At 64.7% G+C, this 17,241-nt stretch carries 20 protein-coding genes and 1 tRNA gene; 7 read left to right on the plus strand and 14 right to left on the minus strand.

Annotation, left to right across the window (positions count from 1 at the left end; all coding sequences use genetic code 11):
* Positions 1–21: 21 nt before the first annotated feature.
* The 13 genes from WFP78_RS14935 to WFP78_RS14995 all read right to left on the minus strand — a co-directional run bounded on the left by WFP78_RS14935 (position 22) and on the right by WFP78_RS14995 (position 9,370).
* Positions 22–258: a hypothetical protein gene (locus WFP78_RS14935; protein WP_336964043.1), complete on the minus strand. Its 237-nt coding sequence runs from the start codon at positions 256–258 to the stop codon at positions 22–24.
* Positions 255–764 carry a hypothetical protein gene (locus WFP78_RS14940; RefSeq protein WP_336963882.1) on the minus strand — a complete coding sequence of 170 codons (510 nt, stop codon included), beginning with the start codon at positions 762–764 and terminating at the stop codon, positions 255–257. The genes WFP78_RS14935 and WFP78_RS14940 overlap by 4 nt, the downstream gene beginning before the upstream one ends.
* Entirely contained in the window at positions 761–1,180 is a 420-nt protein-coding gene (locus WFP78_RS14945; RefSeq protein WP_336963884.1) for a hypothetical protein, read from the minus strand. Before WFP78_RS14945 ends, WFP78_RS14940 begins: the two co-directional genes overlap by 4 nt.
* On the minus strand, positions 1,177–1,503 hold the full coding sequence (locus WFP78_RS14950; protein WP_336963886.1) for a hypothetical protein: 327 nt from the start codon (positions 1,501–1,503) through the stop codon (positions 1,177–1,179). Before WFP78_RS14950 ends, WFP78_RS14945 begins: the two co-directional genes overlap by 4 nt.
* Positions 1,500–4,022 (minus strand): TraC family protein, encoded by a 2,523-nt coding sequence (locus WFP78_RS14955; protein ID WP_336963888.1) that lies wholly within the window; start codon positions 4,020–4,022, stop codon positions 1,500–1,502. Before WFP78_RS14955 ends, WFP78_RS14950 begins: the two co-directional genes overlap by 4 nt.
* Positions 4,019–4,633 carry a TraV family lipoprotein gene (locus WFP78_RS14960; protein WP_336963889.1) on the minus strand — a complete coding sequence of 205 codons (615 nt, stop codon included), beginning with the start codon at positions 4,631–4,633 and terminating at the stop codon, positions 4,019–4,021. Before WFP78_RS14960 ends, WFP78_RS14955 begins: the two co-directional genes overlap by 4 nt.
* Before the next feature lie 50 nt (positions 4,634–4,683).
* On the minus strand, positions 4,684–6,003 hold the full coding sequence (locus WFP78_RS14965; protein WP_336963892.1) for a TraB/VirB10 family protein: 1,320 nt from the start codon (positions 6,001–6,003) through the stop codon (positions 4,684–4,686).
* A complete protein-coding gene (locus WFP78_RS14970) occupies positions 6,000–6,767 on the minus strand; it encodes a type-F conjugative transfer system secretin TraK (protein ID WP_336963896.1) in 768 nt (255 codons plus the stop codon). Before WFP78_RS14970 ends, WFP78_RS14965 begins: the two co-directional genes overlap by 4 nt.
* Complete coding sequence (locus tag WFP78_RS14975) at positions 6,751–7,389, minus strand: TraE/TraK family type IV conjugative transfer system protein (protein ID WP_336963898.1); 639 nt, start codon at positions 7,387–7,389, stop codon at positions 6,751–6,753. The genes WFP78_RS14970 and WFP78_RS14975 overlap by 17 nt, the downstream gene beginning before the upstream one ends.
* An 8-nt stretch (positions 7,390–7,397) precedes the next feature.
* Positions 7,398–7,664 carry a type IV conjugative transfer system protein TraL gene (locus tag WFP78_RS14980; protein ID WP_336963901.1) on the minus strand — a complete coding sequence of 89 codons (267 nt, stop codon included), beginning with the start codon at positions 7,662–7,664 and terminating at the stop codon, positions 7,398–7,400.
* A gap of 133 nt (positions 7,665–7,797) precedes the next feature.
* Entirely contained in the window at positions 7,798–8,115 is a 318-nt protein-coding gene (locus WFP78_RS14985) for a hypothetical protein (protein ID WP_336963903.1), read from the minus strand.
* 180 nt (positions 8,116–8,295) lie between these two features.
* Positions 8,296–9,078 (minus strand): DsbC family protein, encoded by a 783-nt coding sequence (locus tag WFP78_RS14990; RefSeq protein ID WP_336963906.1) that lies wholly within the window; start codon positions 9,076–9,078, stop codon positions 8,296–8,298.
* The gene (locus WFP78_RS14995) at positions 9,065–9,370 is read right to left on the minus strand and encodes a hypothetical protein (protein ID WP_336963908.1); all 306 of its coding nucleotides are present in this window, start codon (positions 9,368–9,370) and stop codon (positions 9,065–9,067) included. Before WFP78_RS14995 ends, WFP78_RS14990 begins: the two co-directional genes overlap by 14 nt.
* A gap of 446 nt (positions 9,371–9,816) precedes the next feature.
* On the opposite strand from WFP78_RS14995, the gene WFP78_RS15000 reads away from it, so the two are divergent.
* The 3 genes from WFP78_RS15000 to WFP78_RS15010 all read left to right on the plus strand — a co-directional run bounded on the left by WFP78_RS15000 (position 9,817) and on the right by WFP78_RS15010 (position 11,331).
* Positions 9,817–10,227, plus strand: coding sequence for a helix-turn-helix domain-containing protein (locus WFP78_RS15000; protein WP_336963911.1), 411 nt, complete (start codon positions 9,817–9,819; stop codon positions 10,225–10,227).
* Positions 10,228–10,572: 345 nt separating this feature from the next.
* The gene (locus WFP78_RS15005) at positions 10,573–10,731 is read left to right on the plus strand and encodes a hypothetical protein (RefSeq protein ID WP_336963913.1); all 159 of its coding nucleotides are present in this window, start codon (positions 10,573–10,575) and stop codon (positions 10,729–10,731) included.
* A gap of 462 nt (positions 10,732–11,193) precedes the next feature.
* A complete protein-coding gene (locus WFP78_RS15010) occupies positions 11,194–11,331 on the plus strand; it encodes a helix-turn-helix domain-containing protein (RefSeq protein ID WP_336963914.1) in 138 nt (45 codons plus the stop codon).
* Between the two features lie 205 nt (positions 11,332–11,536).
* Here WFP78_RS15010 and WFP78_RS15015 read toward each other — a convergent pair.
* Positions 11,537–11,610 (minus strand) — tRNA-Cys (locus WFP78_RS15015).
* Positions 11,611–11,790: 180 nt separating this feature from the next.
* Here WFP78_RS15015 and WFP78_RS15020 point away from each other — a divergent pair.
* The 4 genes from WFP78_RS15020 to WFP78_RS15035 all read left to right on the plus strand — a co-directional run bounded on the left by WFP78_RS15020 (position 11,791) and on the right by WFP78_RS15035 (position 17,231).
* A complete protein-coding gene (locus WFP78_RS15020; RefSeq protein ID WP_336963916.1) occupies positions 11,791–12,429 on the plus strand; it encodes a protein-L-isoaspartate O-methyltransferase family protein in 639 nt (212 codons plus the stop codon).
* Between the two features lie 25 nt (positions 12,430–12,454).
* Positions 12,455–13,897, plus strand: a complete 1,443-nt coding sequence (locus WFP78_RS15025) for a TolC family outer membrane protein (protein WP_336963919.1) — start codon at positions 12,455–12,457, stop codon at positions 13,895–13,897.
* Positions 13,898–13,919: 22 nt separating this feature from the next.
* Entirely contained in the window at positions 13,920–14,408 is a 489-nt protein-coding gene (locus WFP78_RS15030; RefSeq protein WP_336963922.1) for a DUF2497 domain-containing protein, read from the plus strand.
* A gap of 111 nt (positions 14,409–14,519) precedes the next feature.
* Positions 14,520–17,231: a valine--tRNA ligase gene (locus tag WFP78_RS15035; RefSeq protein ID WP_336963925.1), complete on the plus strand. Its 2,712-nt coding sequence runs from the start codon at positions 14,520–14,522 to the stop codon at positions 17,229–17,231.
* The last annotated feature ends 10 nt before the right edge of the window (positions 17,232–17,241 follow it).

The following is a 17,241-nucleotide window of genomic DNA, read 5'->3' on the forward strand; positions in this document are numbered from 1 at the left end:
GGCCAGTCCTTACGGCTCTGATCATCGGCCACGGCGGCGCTCCCTCCAGGGCACGGGAGGCGTGCGGCTTTCGCCGCAGACCGCACAGATGAAAGCCGAAAGACCGAGTACGAGAGTCAGCCAGATGAGCGCCTGGTTGCCGCCGAGGTCGGGTGCCGACCACAGCACCAGCCCTGACTGCACGATCAGCAGCAGATGCGTGCCCACCAGCAGGCGGATCGACGACGGACAGGGCGAGGCGGAGAGGATGCCGTTCATCGGTTCCACCGCTGCGCATGTCTGTCGAGGGCCTCTCCGATTGCCAACGCGTGGTTTGCAAACCAGAACCCTCCGCCAGCCAAAGTGATCGGCGTCAGGACAAGGATGATGAGCCGCATGAGAGTGGGCATGTCGGGAAACAGCACGAACAGCCCCACGATGAGCGAGGCCGCCGCTGCTTCGAGGACCAGGAGTTGCCGAAAGCGGAGAGCCACGACCATGCCGCCCCGCGTGATTTGATGATCCAATGAGATGATGGCGCGGCCCAGCGTCATGATCGCCGCTTCGTTTGCGCGATGCACGCGCGCCAAATATTCATCCTGCGTTTCGCCCGGCAGGCGCGGCGCCATCTGCGGTCGGCCGAAAGCGTCCTCCGGTCGCTCCATGGGGACTGGAGGGGTTTTGCTGATCCCGCCATCGACCAGCCTGGCAGCAAGACGAAACGTGCCGCCGACTACCGACCGGAGGGGCGACCTCAATGCCGCACCTGAGAAGAAGCTGTTCATCGCCAACTCCGTTCCTTCCGCGCGGCCATCCAGTCGGGAAATCGATCGACGATGTGCGCGATGCCGAGCGCCAGCGGGGCGCCGCCAAATCCAGCGCATGCGATCAATCCGGCCACGAGGGGTGCCGGCAGGCTCTTCTCGATCCCGCAAGAGGTGAGACCCGCGTAAGCCAGCGCGGCGATCATAGGCCCGGTGAGCCCGAGAAGGAGCTTGCGCCGCCGCCAGCGCTTGCGCTGGAGACCCAGTGTCGTAATGTACCCATCGCGGGCGGCCGCGAGCAGGACGACCCGATCGCTCAATTCCGACTGGCAGCGCACCAGATAGGCGTGGAGCGTCTCGTCGGGCTTGCGCTCGATGTTGGCCAGGCTTTCGCCGGTGCCGGGATGCAGGAAGTCGCGAATCTTCGTTTCGATCATCTTGTCCTCCGGAGGCGAGCGAGCAGGCGGCTTGTCGCGCCGGTGAGTCCGATCAACAGGAGCCCGGTCAGGAAGCAGCCGCCGCCGACCATCGCCGCGCCGCGCAGGACGAGGCCGGTCGGCTGCTCGAGAACCACGCCGGCGGCGAGCACGAGCGTGGCGATCATCACCGATTCGATAATGACGAGCCGGAATCGCCAGCGCAGCGCGTCGGCCTCGGCCCGCGCCGCCACGCGTGCCTCGACGATCCGTTCCAGATCATCGTTGGCGGTCTCCACGAGCCGAAGGGGCAGCTGGTCGGGCGATGCGGGACGCCGGCTCATGACAGCGCACTCCGCCTGGACGCGACGGCGCCGTCCGTCTTGCCCGCGTTCCCGCGTATCTCGGCGGGATCGACGCCGGCGAGATCGCAGACCGCTTCAAGTGGTGAACGGCCGCTGCGCACCAAGGCCTCGAAGGCCGCGACATCTTCGGGTGCCGACGTGTTGATCCAATAGGAGAAGGGATCGACGACGAGCCGGGCGATACCGAGCCCGAGCGGGCTGTCGATGAACACTTCGCTGTAGTTGGGCTTGTTGTTGCGGACGGACTTCAGCAGGTCGAGAACGAAGCCCGAATAATCGAGAATCTTGTTCTCGACCGCTTTGTCGTAGGTCGAACCCTGCAGCAGGAACCGGGTTGCGGCATTTTCGAGGATCACCTGGCCGGTGCCGCCGAACAGCAGCAGGTCGTTCATGCTCTGGAGAATGATGCCAAAGCTGCCCCGATATTTGCGGGCGCGGCGGTAGCCCTGGCTGATCGCTTCGGCGAGGCGCGACAGGTCCTGGCCTTCTTCGCGCGTCATGAACTGTGCGGCTTCGTCGCAGAGCACGAAGCGGGGACGGTCACGCGCGGACAGGTAGAGTTCCTGGGTCACCGCATTGATGACGACCATCACGACCACGTTGAACAGGTCGGGCATGGCCTTTAGGCGCTCGAGCTCGAGGACGACGAATTCGTCGTTCGAGATGTCGAAGGTGCTGGGTCCGTTGAAATAATGGCCGTAAGCGCCGTCCGACCCGAAATCGCGCAGGTTGAAGGCCAGTTCGCGCGCAGTCGGGACCAGATGGTCGACCCGGTCGAGATCGGAGGCGGTGTTGGCGGGATAGGACCCCAGCCATTCGCGCACCGCATCGATCCCCGCTTCGGCGCGGCCGGACTCGATCGCCCACTGCACAGCGGACTTGAGCAGGTTCCATTCCGAGGTGGTGACGCCTTTGCGGGTCGCGGCGTTGGCCATCTCGGCAACGATCGACACCGCCATGCTGATCGCGGATTCTCGGTCATCCCCATCGAGCGCAAGGCCGAGATCGAACGGATTGAGGACGAGATGCTCTTCGCCCAGATCGATGTAGCGGCCCGAACAAAGGGTGCAGAGCTTGCGATAGCTTCCGCCGATGTCGATGATCCGGATGAGCGATCCTTGCGCGAAATATTGCTGGCAAAGATTGTTCAGCAGGAAGCTCTTGCCCGCGCCCGACTCCGCCGAGACGATGAAATTATAATTGTTGATCCTTGGATCGAAGAGGTCGAGCGTGATGAGCTGCCCCTTGCGGCCCGTGTAGAGGAGCGCAGGGCGCCCGCCGCCGCGGAAATCGGTCTGGATCGGCGACATCAGAACGCCTGCTCGCACCGGCACCCGGAAGTCGCGCTGGAGCATGCGGATCGTCCGGCGCTCAGGGTAAAGACCGAAGGGCAGGCTTGCCGCGAGCAGGATAGGATTGAGGTAGCTTTCCTCCTGGACCATCCAGGGCAGCGGCTCCGATTCCCATAGCCGCTTGGCGCGCGCCGCCATTTCGCGCGCCTGATGGCTGTCGCGGCCGAACACCCACAGCGTCGGGATCACCGAGACGAAGCGGCTGTTGCCGACTTCATCCAATATCCACGAAATCTCTTCGATCTGCTTGCCGACCTCGACCGCGAAGCTGCCTGCCGCCTTCTGCGCGGAGAGGATTTGCGCGCGCTTGTGGATCTCGAACTGCGAATGGTCGAACAGCACATTCAAGGTGAACAGGAACGGCCCGCCGATCTGGTCGCTGTCCTCGGCCGACCCGCGCATGCCGCCGGTCAGGCGATTGGCGCGCTCGGCGGTGATCCGGCGAGGCGGCGACTTGGGCGTCAGGCAACGCGCCACCTGGTTGCCGAGGAACACTTCCGGACCCTCGAAACGCAGCGCCGGTCCCGCGTCGATGATCTGACGGCGCAAGGGGACATCGGCGGTCTGGGTGAACACGCCCGGCGCGGACGCATGCACACCGTTGAATATCCGCCGATAGAAGGTGATGATCTCGCCCGCGGCCATCGGGCGGATGCCAAGTTTCGACAATTGCTCCTCGATCTGCCGCCGCAGATCGCTGTCCATGGGCGCTCTGGTCTTGACCGAAAGGAAAGTACGGAAATTGCGGATCGGGATGCCGTGGAGCGCCTTCAGCCCCATGGTGCCGCCTTGCAGATAGTCGAACGTCCGCCTTGCCGACGCCTGGATCAGCGGATCGGGCCGGGTCTTGAGGTCAAGGAACGCATCGAGCGCACCCTCGACCAGCGGGTCCGCGAAGCTTTGAAGCTGGAGGATCGTCCCTTCGGGAAAATTGACGTTGAGCAGGCCAAGCAGCGCTTCATGGACATGGGCGAACAAATAGGCCGCGGGGACCAGTTCCCAGGCATAGCCCCAGCCATCGTCGATGGTGAGGAACGCCTGCTCTTCCTCGACCCAGGCGGCGAGCGGCAGGTAATCCGAGTAGCTGTCGCGCTCGACGCTGCGACGCAGCCGCGCCAGCGTCATGCCCGATTGGTAACTGCTCATGGCCGCGGACCCCCATCGTTCTGGGCATCGTTCTGGGTGTCGCCGGGACGGTCCTTGACCTGCTCGAGCACGTTCGCGCGGGCCGCCGGCGACACGGGCGTGACCAGATAGTCGCCCACCACCCATTGCGGGCGTTCGACCAGCGAATAGACGTAGCGCGGCATGTAGAGCCGGTCGGGCCTTTGCCGGTCGGCATAGGGCAGGATCAGCGTGCGCACCGTGCGCGGGGGCTTGAGCATCGGCGTGACCGGCTGTTCGATCAGGCCCTGCAATTCGCGATAGACGCTGTCGCGATAGCCTTCGAACGCGCCAGACGCACCCTTGCCGGTGCCCGGCTTTCCCGAACCTTCCGCGGACTTGCGGTCCCGCAGCAGCTTCTTGTCCCTTGTGACCGTCGGATCCGATTTCGACGCGACGCCCGCCACCGCGTCGGCATAGGCCTTGTCCGGATGGATGCACTGGCCATGATCGTCATTCTTGCACGAGAATTTCTCGCTGTAAGGCGACATGACCGACCCCAGCGTGGCGCAGCCGTTTAAGCTGAATAGCGCGGAAGAGGCGAGGATGAGGGAAGCGGTGCGCGATAGGCGCGAGGGCGGGGATAGCCGCATGGGGTGAACTTCCTGTTGGATGAGAGGCCAATGGGTGTGAGGCGGGCGCATCAGAATTTGCTCCCCGCGGTCGGCTTGATTTCGAGGCTCACGCCCTCCTGGATGACGACGACGACATCCTTGGCCGCGCCGACCTCGACGATAGGACCAGCCTGGCGCGCGAGATCGAGATAGAAATCAGTGAGTTTGTCCGACGAGCGCGAGAGGCCGCCGGCGATCCCTGCCTTGGCGGCATGGCCCGCATCGAGCGTGCGGACCGAACCCAGGGCTGACGTCGAGACGTCGCCGACCGTATTCTCGACTGTCTGCGCAACGCCCGTGATGGTTCCGGCAATGAATGAGCGGGCCAGCGCCGCGCCGGCGCGCGTGACCACCTTGCCGGACAGGCCCTTCTTGCCGTCTGCGTCAACAAAGAAGCCCTTGATCGGCTGATCGACCACCGAGCGTTCGTCAAAATCGACGCAGGACAGGCTGACCAGCTGGACTTCGACCCGTTCCTTGGCAAGCGATCCCGTGGCGTTGCCGATGACGAAGCAGCCGGAGAGATTGGCCTTCACGTCATTGGGCAGCACGGCAGGCGCCTGGACACGAGCGATCAGCGGCTCGGGATTGTTGGTCGCGTCCCGACTCGCCAACGCGTCGATCCCGGTCAGCAGCCGCGCCTTCATGAAACCAGGCGGCAAATAGATCGTCCGGGTCTTTTTTTTGGCGCCTCCTGCCGCGTCGGTGGACGCGATCGGACTGGTCGCGGCTCCGATCGCGCCCACCGTCTTCTCTACGGGCGGGGCCGGGGGAGCAGGCGGTGCGGCCGGAGGCGCCGGAGGGGCGGACGCCAACGGATCGATACCGCCGGTCGCTGGCGGTTCGGGAAACTCGGGAACCGTGCCAGGGATCGCGGGCGGCAGGTCGCCGTCGACCGCGTCCGTGGTGCCGGCCCCGGGCACGATCTTGCCTTCCTCGATCGCGGTGACCCGGTCGCCGAGCAGTTGCTGCCCGTCCAGGATCTTCTTCAGGTCTCCGCGCAGCTTGATCTCGAGGCTGTCGCCGCGAAGTCCCGCCCCCATGTCGAGATGCGAACTCGGCGGCGCCGCCGCCGCTTCCTCCGCCTTGTCGCCGCTCGCCGAGTAAAGGCCGAGCCCCAGCGCGCCGATCACGCCGGCAACGCCGATCTGCTTGAGGCGCAGCTGCTGACGCGCGCTCAGCGTCTGCCATCGCGCCTTGAGATCGAGCAGCGCGGCACCGCGCGAGGCGAGGCCGGGGCGGGCGCGGTCTTCCTGAAAGCCGTCGAGGTCGAGTTTCCTGTCCCGCCCTTGGGGCGTGCGATCGCCGCGATCGCCGCGGCCGCGATCGGTGGGACCGGCGGGGCTCATTGCCCGGCTCCCCGGCGCACGACGATCAGCCGCGCGGTCTCGCCTGCCGACAGGGTGCCGCGATCGAGTGTGATGGCGAAGATATTGGCGCCGAGCGCGCTGTCGAGGAAGCTGCGCTCATCGAGCAGCGTGTCGCTTGCGACTGACACCAGATATTCCGATGCGGAGAGGCCGGACCCGTCGATCTCGATCCGGCGGCGCTCCTCGACGCTGGCATCAGGCAAGAGACCCAGGCGAAGCGGAGCCGAGCGCGGCGCGACGCTGGTGAAGCTTGCCGGTATCCGGTCCTGGAGCAACGAGAGCGTGATCGAGACCGCGCGCTCTTCCTCGACCAGCGGCCCGAGCAGTTCCTCATTCGCCTTCGCGCGCTGGTCGCTGCCGGGCTGGAGCATCACGGTCTGTGCCGGGATATCGGACGGCTCGGCGTAGAGCGCATAAACCGCGCCGTTGCAGGTGATGAAAAACTCGGACGGGACGCTGACATAAGTGCGCGTCACGGCACCCGCATCGTCGATTTCGCGTACGAGGAACTTGATCCAGGCGTCAGATCCGGCCCGCTCGACGGCGATCGCCTTTTCGGCCGAGAATTTGACGTCCTCGATCTCGCCGCCCGCGCAGATGACGTGATTGACGTCGCGGTTGGACAGGCGGATCGTGCTGGTCTGGTCGGGCAGCGCGACGATGGTCTGCGCGGCCGCCGGAGCAGCGAGCGGCAGGGCGAGCAGCAGCAGGCTCGGCCCCAAGGCTTTAGCGAGACTGGGCATCGAATTTTTCCTCATTGAGGGCGGTCAGCCAGAAGCGGCCATTGTCGATCACGTAGCGAATCCGTAAGTTTCCCCGGAACTTGCGGATCACGCCGCCGATCACCCGGACCTTTTCCACCGGCACTAGGATCTCGGTCTTCGTCCATGTCACGGGCTGGTCGGGGCGGATGTAAGTCGCGATCGAAAGCGTCGGATTGTCGGCCAACTCGTCGAGTAGCCGGTTGAGGCTGTCCCTCACGCTGTTGTAGGTCGAGGGATGGACGATGCTCAGCAGTTCTTGGAACTGCCGGTCCGCCGAATAGGCGGAATAGGTGCCCGACAATGACACCACATTGCGCGTGATCGTGCGCAGATAGGCTTCCGAAGGCGCGGCTCCGGTCACATAGAGATCGCCGCCCGCGCCGAAAGGCACGACCACCGTGCGCGTGTTCTGGTTCGAGGTATAGATGAGCGTGCCGAGCACTGCCGTGATGCCGAACAGGCCGACCACGGCGAGCTTCAGCAGCCGGTTCTCCTCGAACAGGTTGCTCGAGCCCTGAAGATAGCGATGAATGCCGAAGCTGGCGGGCTTGCCGAGCAAGGGATCGCGTGGGCCCGTATCAGGAGATTTGCGTCCGAACATTGCCGGGCTCACTCAAAAAATTGGGTCTGGGTCGGACCCGGATAGTTGCGAAAGCTGACGACGCCCCAGCGCCAGGCCATGTGCGGGATGAAGCCGCGCGGCTTGGTGCGAAGCCAGGGTACGAAAAGGAGAAGGCCCGAAACGAGCGCCCAACCGAGCATCCCGCCGAGGATTACGGCGACGAAGATGACGGTGATCACCAGCACGAATTCGTCCGAGCCAAACCACAGGATCTGGACCGGCTTGTGCAGATATTGGGGTAGCCGCTCCTCCACGAGCCTTCTCCTCCTTGCGTCGTGACCTGCCCGACAAAGCCGGTTGAACTTCGTGGGCTGGGTCGCCATCGCGCCTGCGCGCGCTGGCCCATTGAGGCCCGCGGTCCACGTGGGCGGACCACGGACCGAACCGTTAGATCACCATCCCGAAGGTCTGGAGGATCGAGTCCGCCTTGATCAGGCAGACCGCCGCGACGATGGTCGGGATGCCGATCATGATGTTCGAGAACAGCCTGCTCACGCCGAACAGGAAGGCCGCGACGCCGCCGACGAAGCCGAGCGGTCCTTTGACGCCCTGGTTCACGACGATATCGTAGATGTCGTAGCCAAGGTCGCCCGCGGCCGGCGCGGAGAAAGCGTGAGCTCCTCCAGCCCCAAGCAGCGCGAGCGCGGTCAAAGGGATGCCGACATTGGCGAGCGAGACGGTCTGTCTGCGAAAAGTCCTCAACATGCACTTGCTCCTTTGAAGATGGGCCGCTCCGGGATCTGCTTGCCGGCATCGATGGCCGTGCCGCGACACGCGGCGCGGCACGGCGCTGTCGGCCGGCGGCGAGGCTGGACGGCCCGGTTCGGGCCTTGCCGCCGGCATGGGGCTGGCGCGGCGATCGCCATGCCAGGGGGCGGGGCATGGTCAGCGCTCGGCATTGGCGAACGCCCTGGCCCCGGCGAGGAATTCCTCGATCTCGGCCTGCCGGAAGCCGGAGATGATCTTGCCTTCCGCGATCAACGTCGGCGTGCCGGTGATGCCAACGGCGCGAACGAGTCCGGCGTCGGCTTCGACCCTGGCCTTGCCCTCCGCGCATTTGCGCAAAGGGGCTGGCGCGGCTCCGGCGTAGATCGCCTTGAACGCGGCTTCCTTGTTCGTGGAGCAATGGATGTGCTCGGCTTTGGCAGCGGCCTCGGGGTGGATGCCCGAGACGAAGAAGATCAGGCGCCGCACCGGCTTGCCTTCAACCGCCTTCGCCGCCCAGAACCGGTCGAGCGCCCGGCAATAGGGGCAATCGGGATCGGTGAACTCGATGACCACCGGGGCGTCGGCCGGTCCGATCGCCAACGCCTTGCTGGTGTCGATCCCGGCGAGCTTCCTTGCGGCGGCGGAATTCTGCGCGAGTGCGGTCAGGTTCTGGCCGTCACGGTCGTAGATCTCCGCGAACAGCAAATGCTCGCTCTCGGGCGCATAGTAGATGATGCGGCCCCCGGCGGTCGCCTGGAAGATCGGCCCCTTGACCGGCGCCGGCCCGAAATCCTCGAACTGGAGATTGGTGAAGGTCTGGCGCAGTTCGCGTTCGGCGTCGCGCGCCGCCACTGTGAGCGGATCGGCGGTGTGCTGATCGGTCTGCTGTGCAAAAGCCGCGCTCTGGAGGGCGAGGAGGAGAGGCAGGGCAACGGCTGCCCCGAGCTTAACGATCCGCATGCGATGTCTCCCGAAGGGTGCCCGCCGGACCGGAGAGAAGGCGCGCATCGAGGTGCAGGCCGGAGCCGACCGGAATGAGGGGCCACAGCGGGGGTGGAGCCGGTGTATCGGCCGCCCGGTCCGGCGCGGCGTCCCGGATGACGAAACCGTCCGCGGTCGCAGTGACGGTCTGCGCGAGCACGGCGTGCGACGTGGCTGCCGTACGCCTTCGGCCGTCGCCGGGCGCGGCGCTGGCGGGTGACAGGACGATCGCTGCACCAAGGGCAGCCGTCATCGCTCCGGCAATCGGCATGCACGACTCCTTCTCGGCGCCTTGCGCCATCTTGAGGATTACTTATGGTTCCGAAGTATCAGGTCCGATTCGACCTGCGCTTTCGGGAACGAAGACTGACTGATCGGAAATGCCTGGCATTGCAACGGCTCCCGGCAGTGACGTGCCGGATCTTCAAAATGAATTGGAAACAGGTGAATTTTGTTGAGCGAGGGTCGGATTCTGCGCGCTTGGCAGCCGGGGAGTGGGCTTCGGCATTGTCGTTCCTGAAAGATAAATTCAGGTAACTCTGCCGCTCATAGGCGGCCATTGCACAGTCTTAAGATCTCATAGACGATATCCGGCCTGATCGGCAGTGATGTTCCTCTAGATTCAACGCCATCTGTTCTGGCATGTAACTACTGCAATAGATTAATTCTGCTCGCCTTCCGCCCTGACACGAAATTATGCGCAAGGAGAGCCCTGAGATGCCGCCGCCCGAGAAATTCGCCGATGTCGACCTGTCCCCGCTCAATCTGATCAAGAAGATCGCGGGGGAGCGCATCAGGCAGGAACGCAAGCTTCGCCTTGTCACGCAGATCGAGCTTGCCGAGATTATGGGGATCAGCCCGCGCTGGCTGCGCGAGATGGAGACGGGCGCTAGGAGCGCGCGGCTCGACGATCATATCAGCGCGACACTCCACCTGGGGCAGTCGCTGGCGCATATCGGGCTGCCGCTGCTCTGCATGGGACATGGCATCCGTTTCCCGCCGCAACTGCTTCCCGGCGATCTAGGCGCCATTGAGCGCAAGTGCATCGGATTCATCGTGGACTCGGCGGTCGACGCGCTCAAGCACGACCTGTCACCAAAGTGGTGGCCTTCCAGTGGTGCGAAGTAGCTCGAGGAAGAAGGAAGCAGTCGAAGGTCTGAAGCATCCTTTCTTCCGAGAGTACAGGCAAAAAGGCGACTCTGTGACTGAAGCCGGTATGCGACTGAAGTCGAAAGGGCTTCTCCTCGGTCAGAGGACTCTCAAGTCTCTGCAGACGCAGTTTTTCACTGACATTTCGCCTGGGAACCGCATCGGGAGCCGCAGCGAGCAGAAACCGTTCGCCGGGTCACGTATCCACTTCAGATAGTCTGCATAGTACGCGGGAAACAACGGCGCATTGCCGCACAGCGTAAGCGTGCCAGGTCGGAGATGCGGTGCCAACTGCTTGAGACCGGCAGCGCGACGGGCGGATGAATGTCGTTCAGCACGAAATCGATCGGATCGCTTTCTGCCTGCAGCGAGCGTCTGCACCGCGTCGCCGAGCCGCAGATCGACGAAATCGAGAAGTCCCGCTTGTTCCAGGTTGCGGCGAGCGATTGCGGCCTTTCCCGATTCCGGCAGATCACTGCCTGAAGCGCAGAATAGCTTGTAGATCGCTATGCCGCATTGGCCGTAGAAATGAGGGGGGCGTCACGACCATCCTGGAAGATTCACGACAGCGCGAGGCGAATATGACCGATTCTCTTGGCTATTCTCATCTGAATTGCCCGTGCACTCCACATCGATTGGCGTTGCCAACCGTGCCTGCAAGCGCTCTTGGCTTCCCCACGCGATCGCCAGCGCCATCCTTCCCATCGAGACCGGGTTTGGCGCGACGCCAGGTCGGGAGTTTCCGATGGCCGGCCGGCGTCATTCAGCCTGCCGAGAGGCTCAAAGGAACGCGCCATGAGACATAGGCGTAAGAATGGGGCAGGGAATGTCCGCCCCTCAGACACGGGAAGTGACTCGCCGGCTGCAACGCCCCTCGAAATGGGAGGGCGCCAAAATGAGGCCCATCCGAGGCCTTTGTGTGTTCGTGTCCCGATGGCTGCGAAGATGTTGGGAATCGGGTCTACCAAGCTTTATGAGTTGATAGCGAACGGCCAACTCCAGACGATAAAGCTGGGTCGCGTTACGCTTGTTCCGATCGCGAGCCTTGAGCAGCTGATTGCCGACAATGTTTCGAGTGGATGACTGCTCTCCACGCGACGCTGGGCACCCGGGCAGGTTCGATGATCGACATCTGTGCGGAAAGAGTGGGTCGCCCACATTCCGCCGAGGATCGCCAACGGCCGTCAAAAAGCGCGCACAACCGCAATAATATGAGGGAATAAATGAGGGGTCGATCTTTCTGATCTCTTAATTTTATCCGTTAAATCAACAACTTACATGAGATATTTGGAGGCCCGAGCCGGAATCGAACCGGCGTGCAAGGATTTGCAGTCCTCTGCGTAACCACTCCGCCATCGGGCCAGATGCTGTGGTGGGTGCCGCAAATGTGCGGGTGGCGGCGCAAAGTCAAGCCGCGTGTGCCAAATATCTCTGTTGCACCGCGCAAAGCGGCTTGGCCTGAGCCCTCGGGTGATTTAGAGCTTCGACGAATGATTTGCTGTATTGCATTGGCAATACAGCTGTGCCAGACGGGGATTCGCCGTGACCGAACATAATTACCCTTCGATGCGCGCCGCCATGGTGGAGAGCCAGCTTCGCACCAGCGACGTCAATGAACCGCGCGTGATCGCCGCCATGGCGCATGTCCCGCGGGAGGATTTCCTGCCGGCCGCGCGCCGTGCGATGGCCTATATCGACCGGCCGGTGCCGCTGTCGGGGGACCGGGCGATCAACCCGCCGTTGGCGACCGGCAGGCTGCTGACCGAAGCGGCGGTGAAGCCGGGTGAGAAGGTGCTGCTGATCGGCGCCGCCACCGGCTATTGCGCTGCCTTGCTGAAGGTGCTGGGCGCCGATGTGACCGCGGTCGAGGAAGATGCCGCACTCGTCGAGAGCGCGCGCGCCAACGGTGTCGAGGTGACTCAGGGCGCACTGGTCGCGGGCGCTGCCGGCGGCGCGCCCTATGACGTGGTGCTGATCGACGGCGCGGTCGAGAATATTCCCGATGCGCTGCTGGGCCAGCTGGCCGAAGACGGCCGGATCGTCACCGGCCTGGCCGAACGCGGCGTCACCCGCCTGTGCGCCGGTCGCAAAACTGGCGGGAGTTTCGGCCTTAACCGTTTGGTGGATATGGAAATGGTAACCCTTCCCGGCTTCGCCAAGCCACGGAGCTTCGCCTTTTGACCTCGCATCGCCCAGATTGGACATCATGACGATATCGCGTACAGTTCTGCTCGCGTCGGTGGCGGCGCTCGTTGTCGCTGCTGCCCCCGCCTCGGCGGAAACGCTGCGCGACGCGCTTGCCAAGGCCTATCGTTCCAATCCGACGCTGACGGGCGCCCGCGCCGGCCAGCGGGCCAATGATGAAAATGTGCCGATCCAGAAGGCGTCCGGGCGCCCCGGGGTGACATCCCAGGCCCAGTTCCAGAATTTGCTGGTCAAGCCGGCGAACAGTTTCTTCGCGCCGGACCGCTCGGTGGAGGGGTCGGCCAGCCTCGACGTGCCGATCTATTCCGGTGGCGCCGTGCGCAACAGCGTCAAGGCCGCGAAAATCCGGGTGGAAGCCGGTCAGGCAGACCTGCGCGCGACCGAATCGAGCGTGTTTTCGCAGGTTGTCGCCGCCTATATGGATGTGATCCGCGACAGCGCGATCGTGGCGCTCAATCGCGCGAATGTGAATGTGCTGGAAGTCAACCTGCAGGCGACGAACGATCGTTTCGAAGTCGGCGACCTGACCCGCACCGACATCGCCCAGTCCGAATCGCGCCTCGCCTTGGCGCGCAGCGACCTGCAATCGGCCGAGGCCAACCTGATCACCAGCCGCGAAAATTATATCGCGCTGGTGGGGGAGGCGCCCGACGATCTGGAAACGCCGCCGGAATTGCCGGGCCTGCCCGCGACGCCGGACGCCGCCGTTCAGGTGGCGCTGGCCGACAATCCCGATATTTTCTCCGCCCAGAAGGCGCGCCAGGCGGCGGGCGTGGACGTGAAGGTCGCGAAGGCCGGCACGCTGCCCACGCTGTCCGCCTTCACCCAGGCCAGCTACACCCATTATCTGGGCTCCGAAGGCGTGGGCAGCGCGCCCTGGACGAAGCAGGTCGTGGCGGGCGCGACCGTCGCCCTGCCGCTGTATCAGGGCGGTCGCCCGGCGGCCCAGGTGCGCCAGAGCCAGGCCCGCGAATCGCAGGCCATCGAAACCTCCGTCCAGGTGGAGCGCAATGTGATTGCGCAGACGCGGGCGGCCTATGCTAGCTGGCAGGCATCCCTGCAGACCATCCAGTCGAGCCAGAAGGCGGTGGACGCCGCCTCGCTCAGCCTGGAGGGCGTGCGGGCGGAAAATACCGTCGGCAGCCGCACCATCCTCGATATCCTGAACGCCGAGCAGGAGGCGCTGAGCGCCCGCGTGCAGCTCGTTTCCGCGCGGCGGAACGCCTATGTCGCGGGCTTTTCGCTGCTCGCCGCCATGGGCCATGCGCAGGCCGACGACCTCAGCCTGGATGGCGGGGCGCTTTACGATCCGACCACCAATTATGACCGCGTGAAGGGCAAATGGTTCGACTGGGACTATGACAAGGCGCCCATGCCGGTTGCCACGCGCACCGTTGACACACATGCGCAAACCGCCAATGTAAGCCCGACAGCCGCGCAGTAACCTAATGCGGTGGGGAAAAAGCATGGGTGATCTCAGCAGGGAACCGTCGATGGAAGAGATCCTGTCCTCCATCAAGCGGATCATCGCCGAAGAGGGCGAGGAAGCGGCCAAGGCCGCGACGGCGAAGCCGGCCCGGCGCGCACGTGGCGAGGCCCAGCCCGAGGCAGCCGATGAAAGCGACGAAATCCTGGAACTGACCGATCCCGTGGCCGAAGCCCATCATGCCGCCATCGCCGCCGATCCCGGGGCTCCGGCACCCGCAGCGGCGGCCGACCCCGTCTCCGCGCCCGACGACGGCATCCTGTCCGTCGCGAGCGAGGTTTCCGCGCGCCTTTCCCTCGCGGCCCTTTCTACCATGCTGGTGAAGCCCCAGCCCGGCGAGGACAATACGCTGGAAGGGCTGGTGCGGACGATGCTGCGCCCGATGCTGAAGGATTGGCTGGACGCCCGTCTGCCGGCGATGGTCGAGGATATGGTGGCGAAGGAAATCGCCCGGATCACCGGCCGCTGACCGGCCCGGCGCACCTGCCGGCCCGCCATCCCCCTCGGTCGGGCATTTTATGGCCATTGTCACCGCCAAAGCCTGTTTGACGACACGCACGCAGGCGTTAAAGCGCCTGTCATGACCGACCTGCCGAAGACATTCGATCCCGCCGCCATCGAAGCGCGCTGGTATGCCCATTGGGAAGACAAGGGCCTGTTCCGCCCGGCGCGTCCGGACGCGCAGCCCTTTACCATCGTCAACCCGCCGCCCAATGTGACGGGTTCGCTCCACATCGGCCATGCGCTGGACAATACGCTGCAGGATATCGTCATCCGCTATGAGCGGCTGCGCGGCAAGGATGCGCTGTGGGTGGTCGGCACCGACCATGCCGGCATTGCGACCCAGATGGTGGTCGAGCGCCAACTGAACGCCGCCGGCAGCAAGCGCACGGACTTCACCCGCGAGCAGTTCATCGAAAAGGTGTGGGCATGGAAGGCGGAGAGCGGCGGGGCGATCACCGGCCAGCTGCGCCGCCTAGGCTGCTCCATGGACTGGGCGAACGAACGCTTCACCATGGACGAGGGTTTTTCGGAGGCGGTCGTCACCGTCTTTGTCGAACTGCACAAGCGCGGCCTCATCTATCGCGACAAGCGGCTGGTGAACTGGGACCCGGGCCTGCGCACCGCGATCTCGGACCTGGAGGTCGAGACGCGCGAAATAAAGGGCGGCTTCTGGCATTTCCGCTATCCGCTGGCGGATGGCGTGACGCTGGCGAACGGCGCGGATCATATCGTCGTCGCCACGACGCGCCCGGAAACGATGCTGGCCGACATGGCTGTCGCGGTGAACGCGGAAGACCCGCGCTACCAGTCCGTCATCGGCAAGGAGATTCTCCAGCCGATCACCGGCCGCCGGTTCAGGATCGTCGCGGACGAACATGCCGACCCGGAACTGGGATCGGGCGCGGTGAAGATCACGCCGGGGCATGACTTCAACGATTTCGAGGTGGGCAAGCGCGCGGGCTTCAAGGCCGGCGACATGCTCAACATGTTCGATGTCGACGCCAATGTGGTGCAGACCGCCGATGGCCTGGTGCCGGAGCGCTTCCTGGGGCTGCACCGCTTCCGCCGCGATGGCGTGGATGGCGCGCGCGAACTGGTCGTGGCCGAGATGAAGGCGCTGGGCCTGCTGGTGCCGCATGTCAGCAAGAACAAGGACGGCGAGCCCGTGGTGGCCGATGCCGAGCCGCGCACCATCCAGACGCCCTATGGCGACCGCTCCAATGTCGTCATCGAGCCGTGGCTGACCGACCAATGGTATGTCGACGCGGAGAAACTCGCCGGTCCCGCGATCGAGGCGGTGAAGACCGGCGCGATCGAGATCGTGCCCAGGACGTGGGAAAAGACCTGGTTCAACTGGATGGAGAATATCCAGCCCTGGTGCGTCTCCCGCCAGCTCTGGTGGGGGCATCAGATTCCGGCATGGTATGACGAGGACGGCAATCCCTATGTCGCCGCGACCGAAGCGGAGGCGCAGGCGCTGGCCGGCAACAAGGCGCTGGTGCGCGATCCCGACGTGCTCGACACCTGGTTCTCCTCCGCGCTGTGGCCGTTCGGCACGCTGGGCTGGCCAGAGGAAACCGAGCTGCTCAAGCGCCATTATCCCAATGACCTGCTGATCTCCGGCTTCGACATCCTGTTCTTCTGGGATGCGCGGATGGCGATGCAAGGCATCGAGTTCATGAAGGAGGTGCCGTGGAAGAAGCTGTACCTCCACGGCCTCGTCCGCGCCGCCGATGGCAGCAAGATGTCGAAATCGAAGGGCAATACCGTCGATCCGCTGGGCCTGATCGACCGCTATGGCGCCGACGCGCTGCGCTTCTTCATGGCGGCGATGGAAAGCCAGGGCCGCGACATCAAGATGGATGAGAAGCGGGTCGAGGGCTATCGCAACTTCGCGACCAAGCTGTGGAACGCCGCGCGCTTCCTGCAGGCCAATGGCGTCACGGCATCGACCACGCATGAAGCGCCCCATGCGCAGGCGCCCGTCAACCGCTGGATCATTGCCGAGACGGTCGTGACCGTCCAGGCGATCGACCAGGCGATGGCCGACCTGCGCTTCGATGCCGCCGCGAACGCCATCTATCACTTCATCTGGGATCAGTATTGCGACTGGTTTATCGAACTCAGCAAGGCCCAGATGGACGATGAAACCCGCGCCGTCGCGGGTTGGGTGTTCGACCAGATCCTTGTCATGCTGCATCCCTTCATGCCCTTCATCACCGAAGAATTGTGGCATGCGATGGCCGATCCCGCCCATCCGCGCGCGCATGAGCTGATCGTCGCGCCATGGCCGCAGGCGCTGTACGAGGTGGATCAGGCGGCGCAGGCGGAGATCGACTGGCTGATCCGGCTGGTCTCGGCCATCCGCACGGCCCGCACGGAGCTGAATGTCCCCCCCGGCGCGAAGATGCAGGCCGTGGTGCGCGACGCGACCGAGGAAACCCGCCGCCGCCTCGACCGGCAGGGCGCGGCCCTTTCCCGGCTCGCTCGCGTCGACACGCTGAGCTTTGGCGAGGGCGTGGAAGGCAGCGCGGCGCAGATCGTGATCGAGGAGGCCACCTTCTTCCTGCCGCTGGCCGGCGTCATCGACCTCGATGCCGAGAAGGCCCGCCTTGCCAAGGCGCGCGAGGCGGCGGTGAAGGAGCGCGACAGCCTTGCCGGGCGCCTGGCCAATCCCAGCTTCGTCGAGCGGGCAAAGCCCGAGGCGGTGGTGAAGGCGCGTGAGGACCATGCCGAGAAGGCCGCCGAGGCCGATCGTCTGGAAGCGGCGCTCGCGCGGCTGTGCTGAGCGGGCGCAC

Source organism: Sphingobium aquiterrae (assembly GCF_037154135.1).
In the GTDB taxonomy this organism is placed as follows: domain Bacteria; phylum Pseudomonadota; class Alphaproteobacteria; order Sphingomonadales; family Sphingomonadaceae; genus Sphingobium; species Sphingobium aquiterrae.

Coding starts and splice junctions, on each gene's coding strand:
- WFP78_RS14935 (WP_336964043.1), bottom strand. CDS start 258: ATGAACGGCATCCTCTCCGCCTCGCCCTGTCCGTCGTCGATCCGCCTG.
- WFP78_RS14940 (WP_336963882.1), bottom strand. CDS start 764: ATGAACAGCTTCTTCTCAGGTGCGGCATTGAGGTCGCCCCTCCGGTCG.
- WFP78_RS14945 (WP_336963884.1), bottom strand. CDS start 1,180: ATGATCGAAACGAAGATTCGCGACTTCCTGCATCCCGGCACCGGCGAA.
- WFP78_RS14950 (WP_336963886.1), bottom strand. CDS start 1,503: ATGAGCCGGCGTCCCGCATCGCCCGACCAGCTGCCCCTTCGGCTCGTG.
- WFP78_RS14955 (WP_336963888.1), bottom strand. CDS start 4,022: ATGAGCAGTTACCAATCGGGCATGACGCTGGCGCGGCTGCGTCGCAGC.
- WFP78_RS14960 (WP_336963889.1), bottom strand. CDS start 4,633: ATGCGGCTATCCCCGCCCTCGCGCCTATCGCGCACCGCTTCCCTCATC.
- WFP78_RS14965 (WP_336963892.1), bottom strand. CDS start 6,003: ATGAGCCCCGCCGGTCCCACCGATCGCGGCCGCGGCGATCGCGGCGAT.
- WFP78_RS14970 (WP_336963896.1), bottom strand. CDS start 6,767: ATGCCCAGTCTCGCTAAAGCCTTGGGGCCGAGCCTGCTGCTGCTCGCC.
- WFP78_RS14975 (WP_336963898.1), bottom strand. CDS start 7,389: ATGTTCGGACGCAAATCTCCTGATACGGGCCCACGCGATCCCTTGCTC.
- WFP78_RS14985 (WP_336963903.1), bottom strand. CDS start 8,115: ATGTTGAGGACTTTTCGCAGACAGACCGTCTCGCTCGCCAATGTCGGC.
- WFP78_RS14990 (WP_336963906.1), bottom strand. CDS start 9,078: ATGCGGATCGTTAAGCTCGGGGCAGCCGTTGCCCTGCCTCTCCTCCTC.
- WFP78_RS14995 (WP_336963908.1), bottom strand. CDS start 9,370: ATGCCGATTGCCGGAGCGATGACGGCTGCCCTTGGTGCAGCGATCGTC.
- WFP78_RS15000 (WP_336963911.1), top strand. CDS start 9,817: ATGCCGCCGCCCGAGAAATTCGCCGATGTCGACCTGTCCCCGCTCAAT.
- WFP78_RS15005 (WP_336963913.1), top strand. CDS start 10,573: ATGTCGTTCAGCACGAAATCGATCGGATCGCTTTCTGCCTGCAGCGAG.
- WFP78_RS15010 (WP_336963914.1), top strand. CDS start 11,194: ATGTTGGGAATCGGGTCTACCAAGCTTTATGAGTTGATAGCGAACGGC.
- WFP78_RS15025 (WP_336963919.1), top strand. CDS start 12,455: ATGACGATATCGCGTACAGTTCTGCTCGCGTCGGTGGCGGCGCTCGTT.
- WFP78_RS15030 (WP_336963922.1), top strand. CDS start 13,920: ATGGGTGATCTCAGCAGGGAACCGTCGATGGAAGAGATCCTGTCCTCC.
- WFP78_RS15035 (WP_336963925.1), top strand. CDS start 14,520: ATGACCGACCTGCCGAAGACATTCGATCCCGCCGCCATCGAAGCGCGC.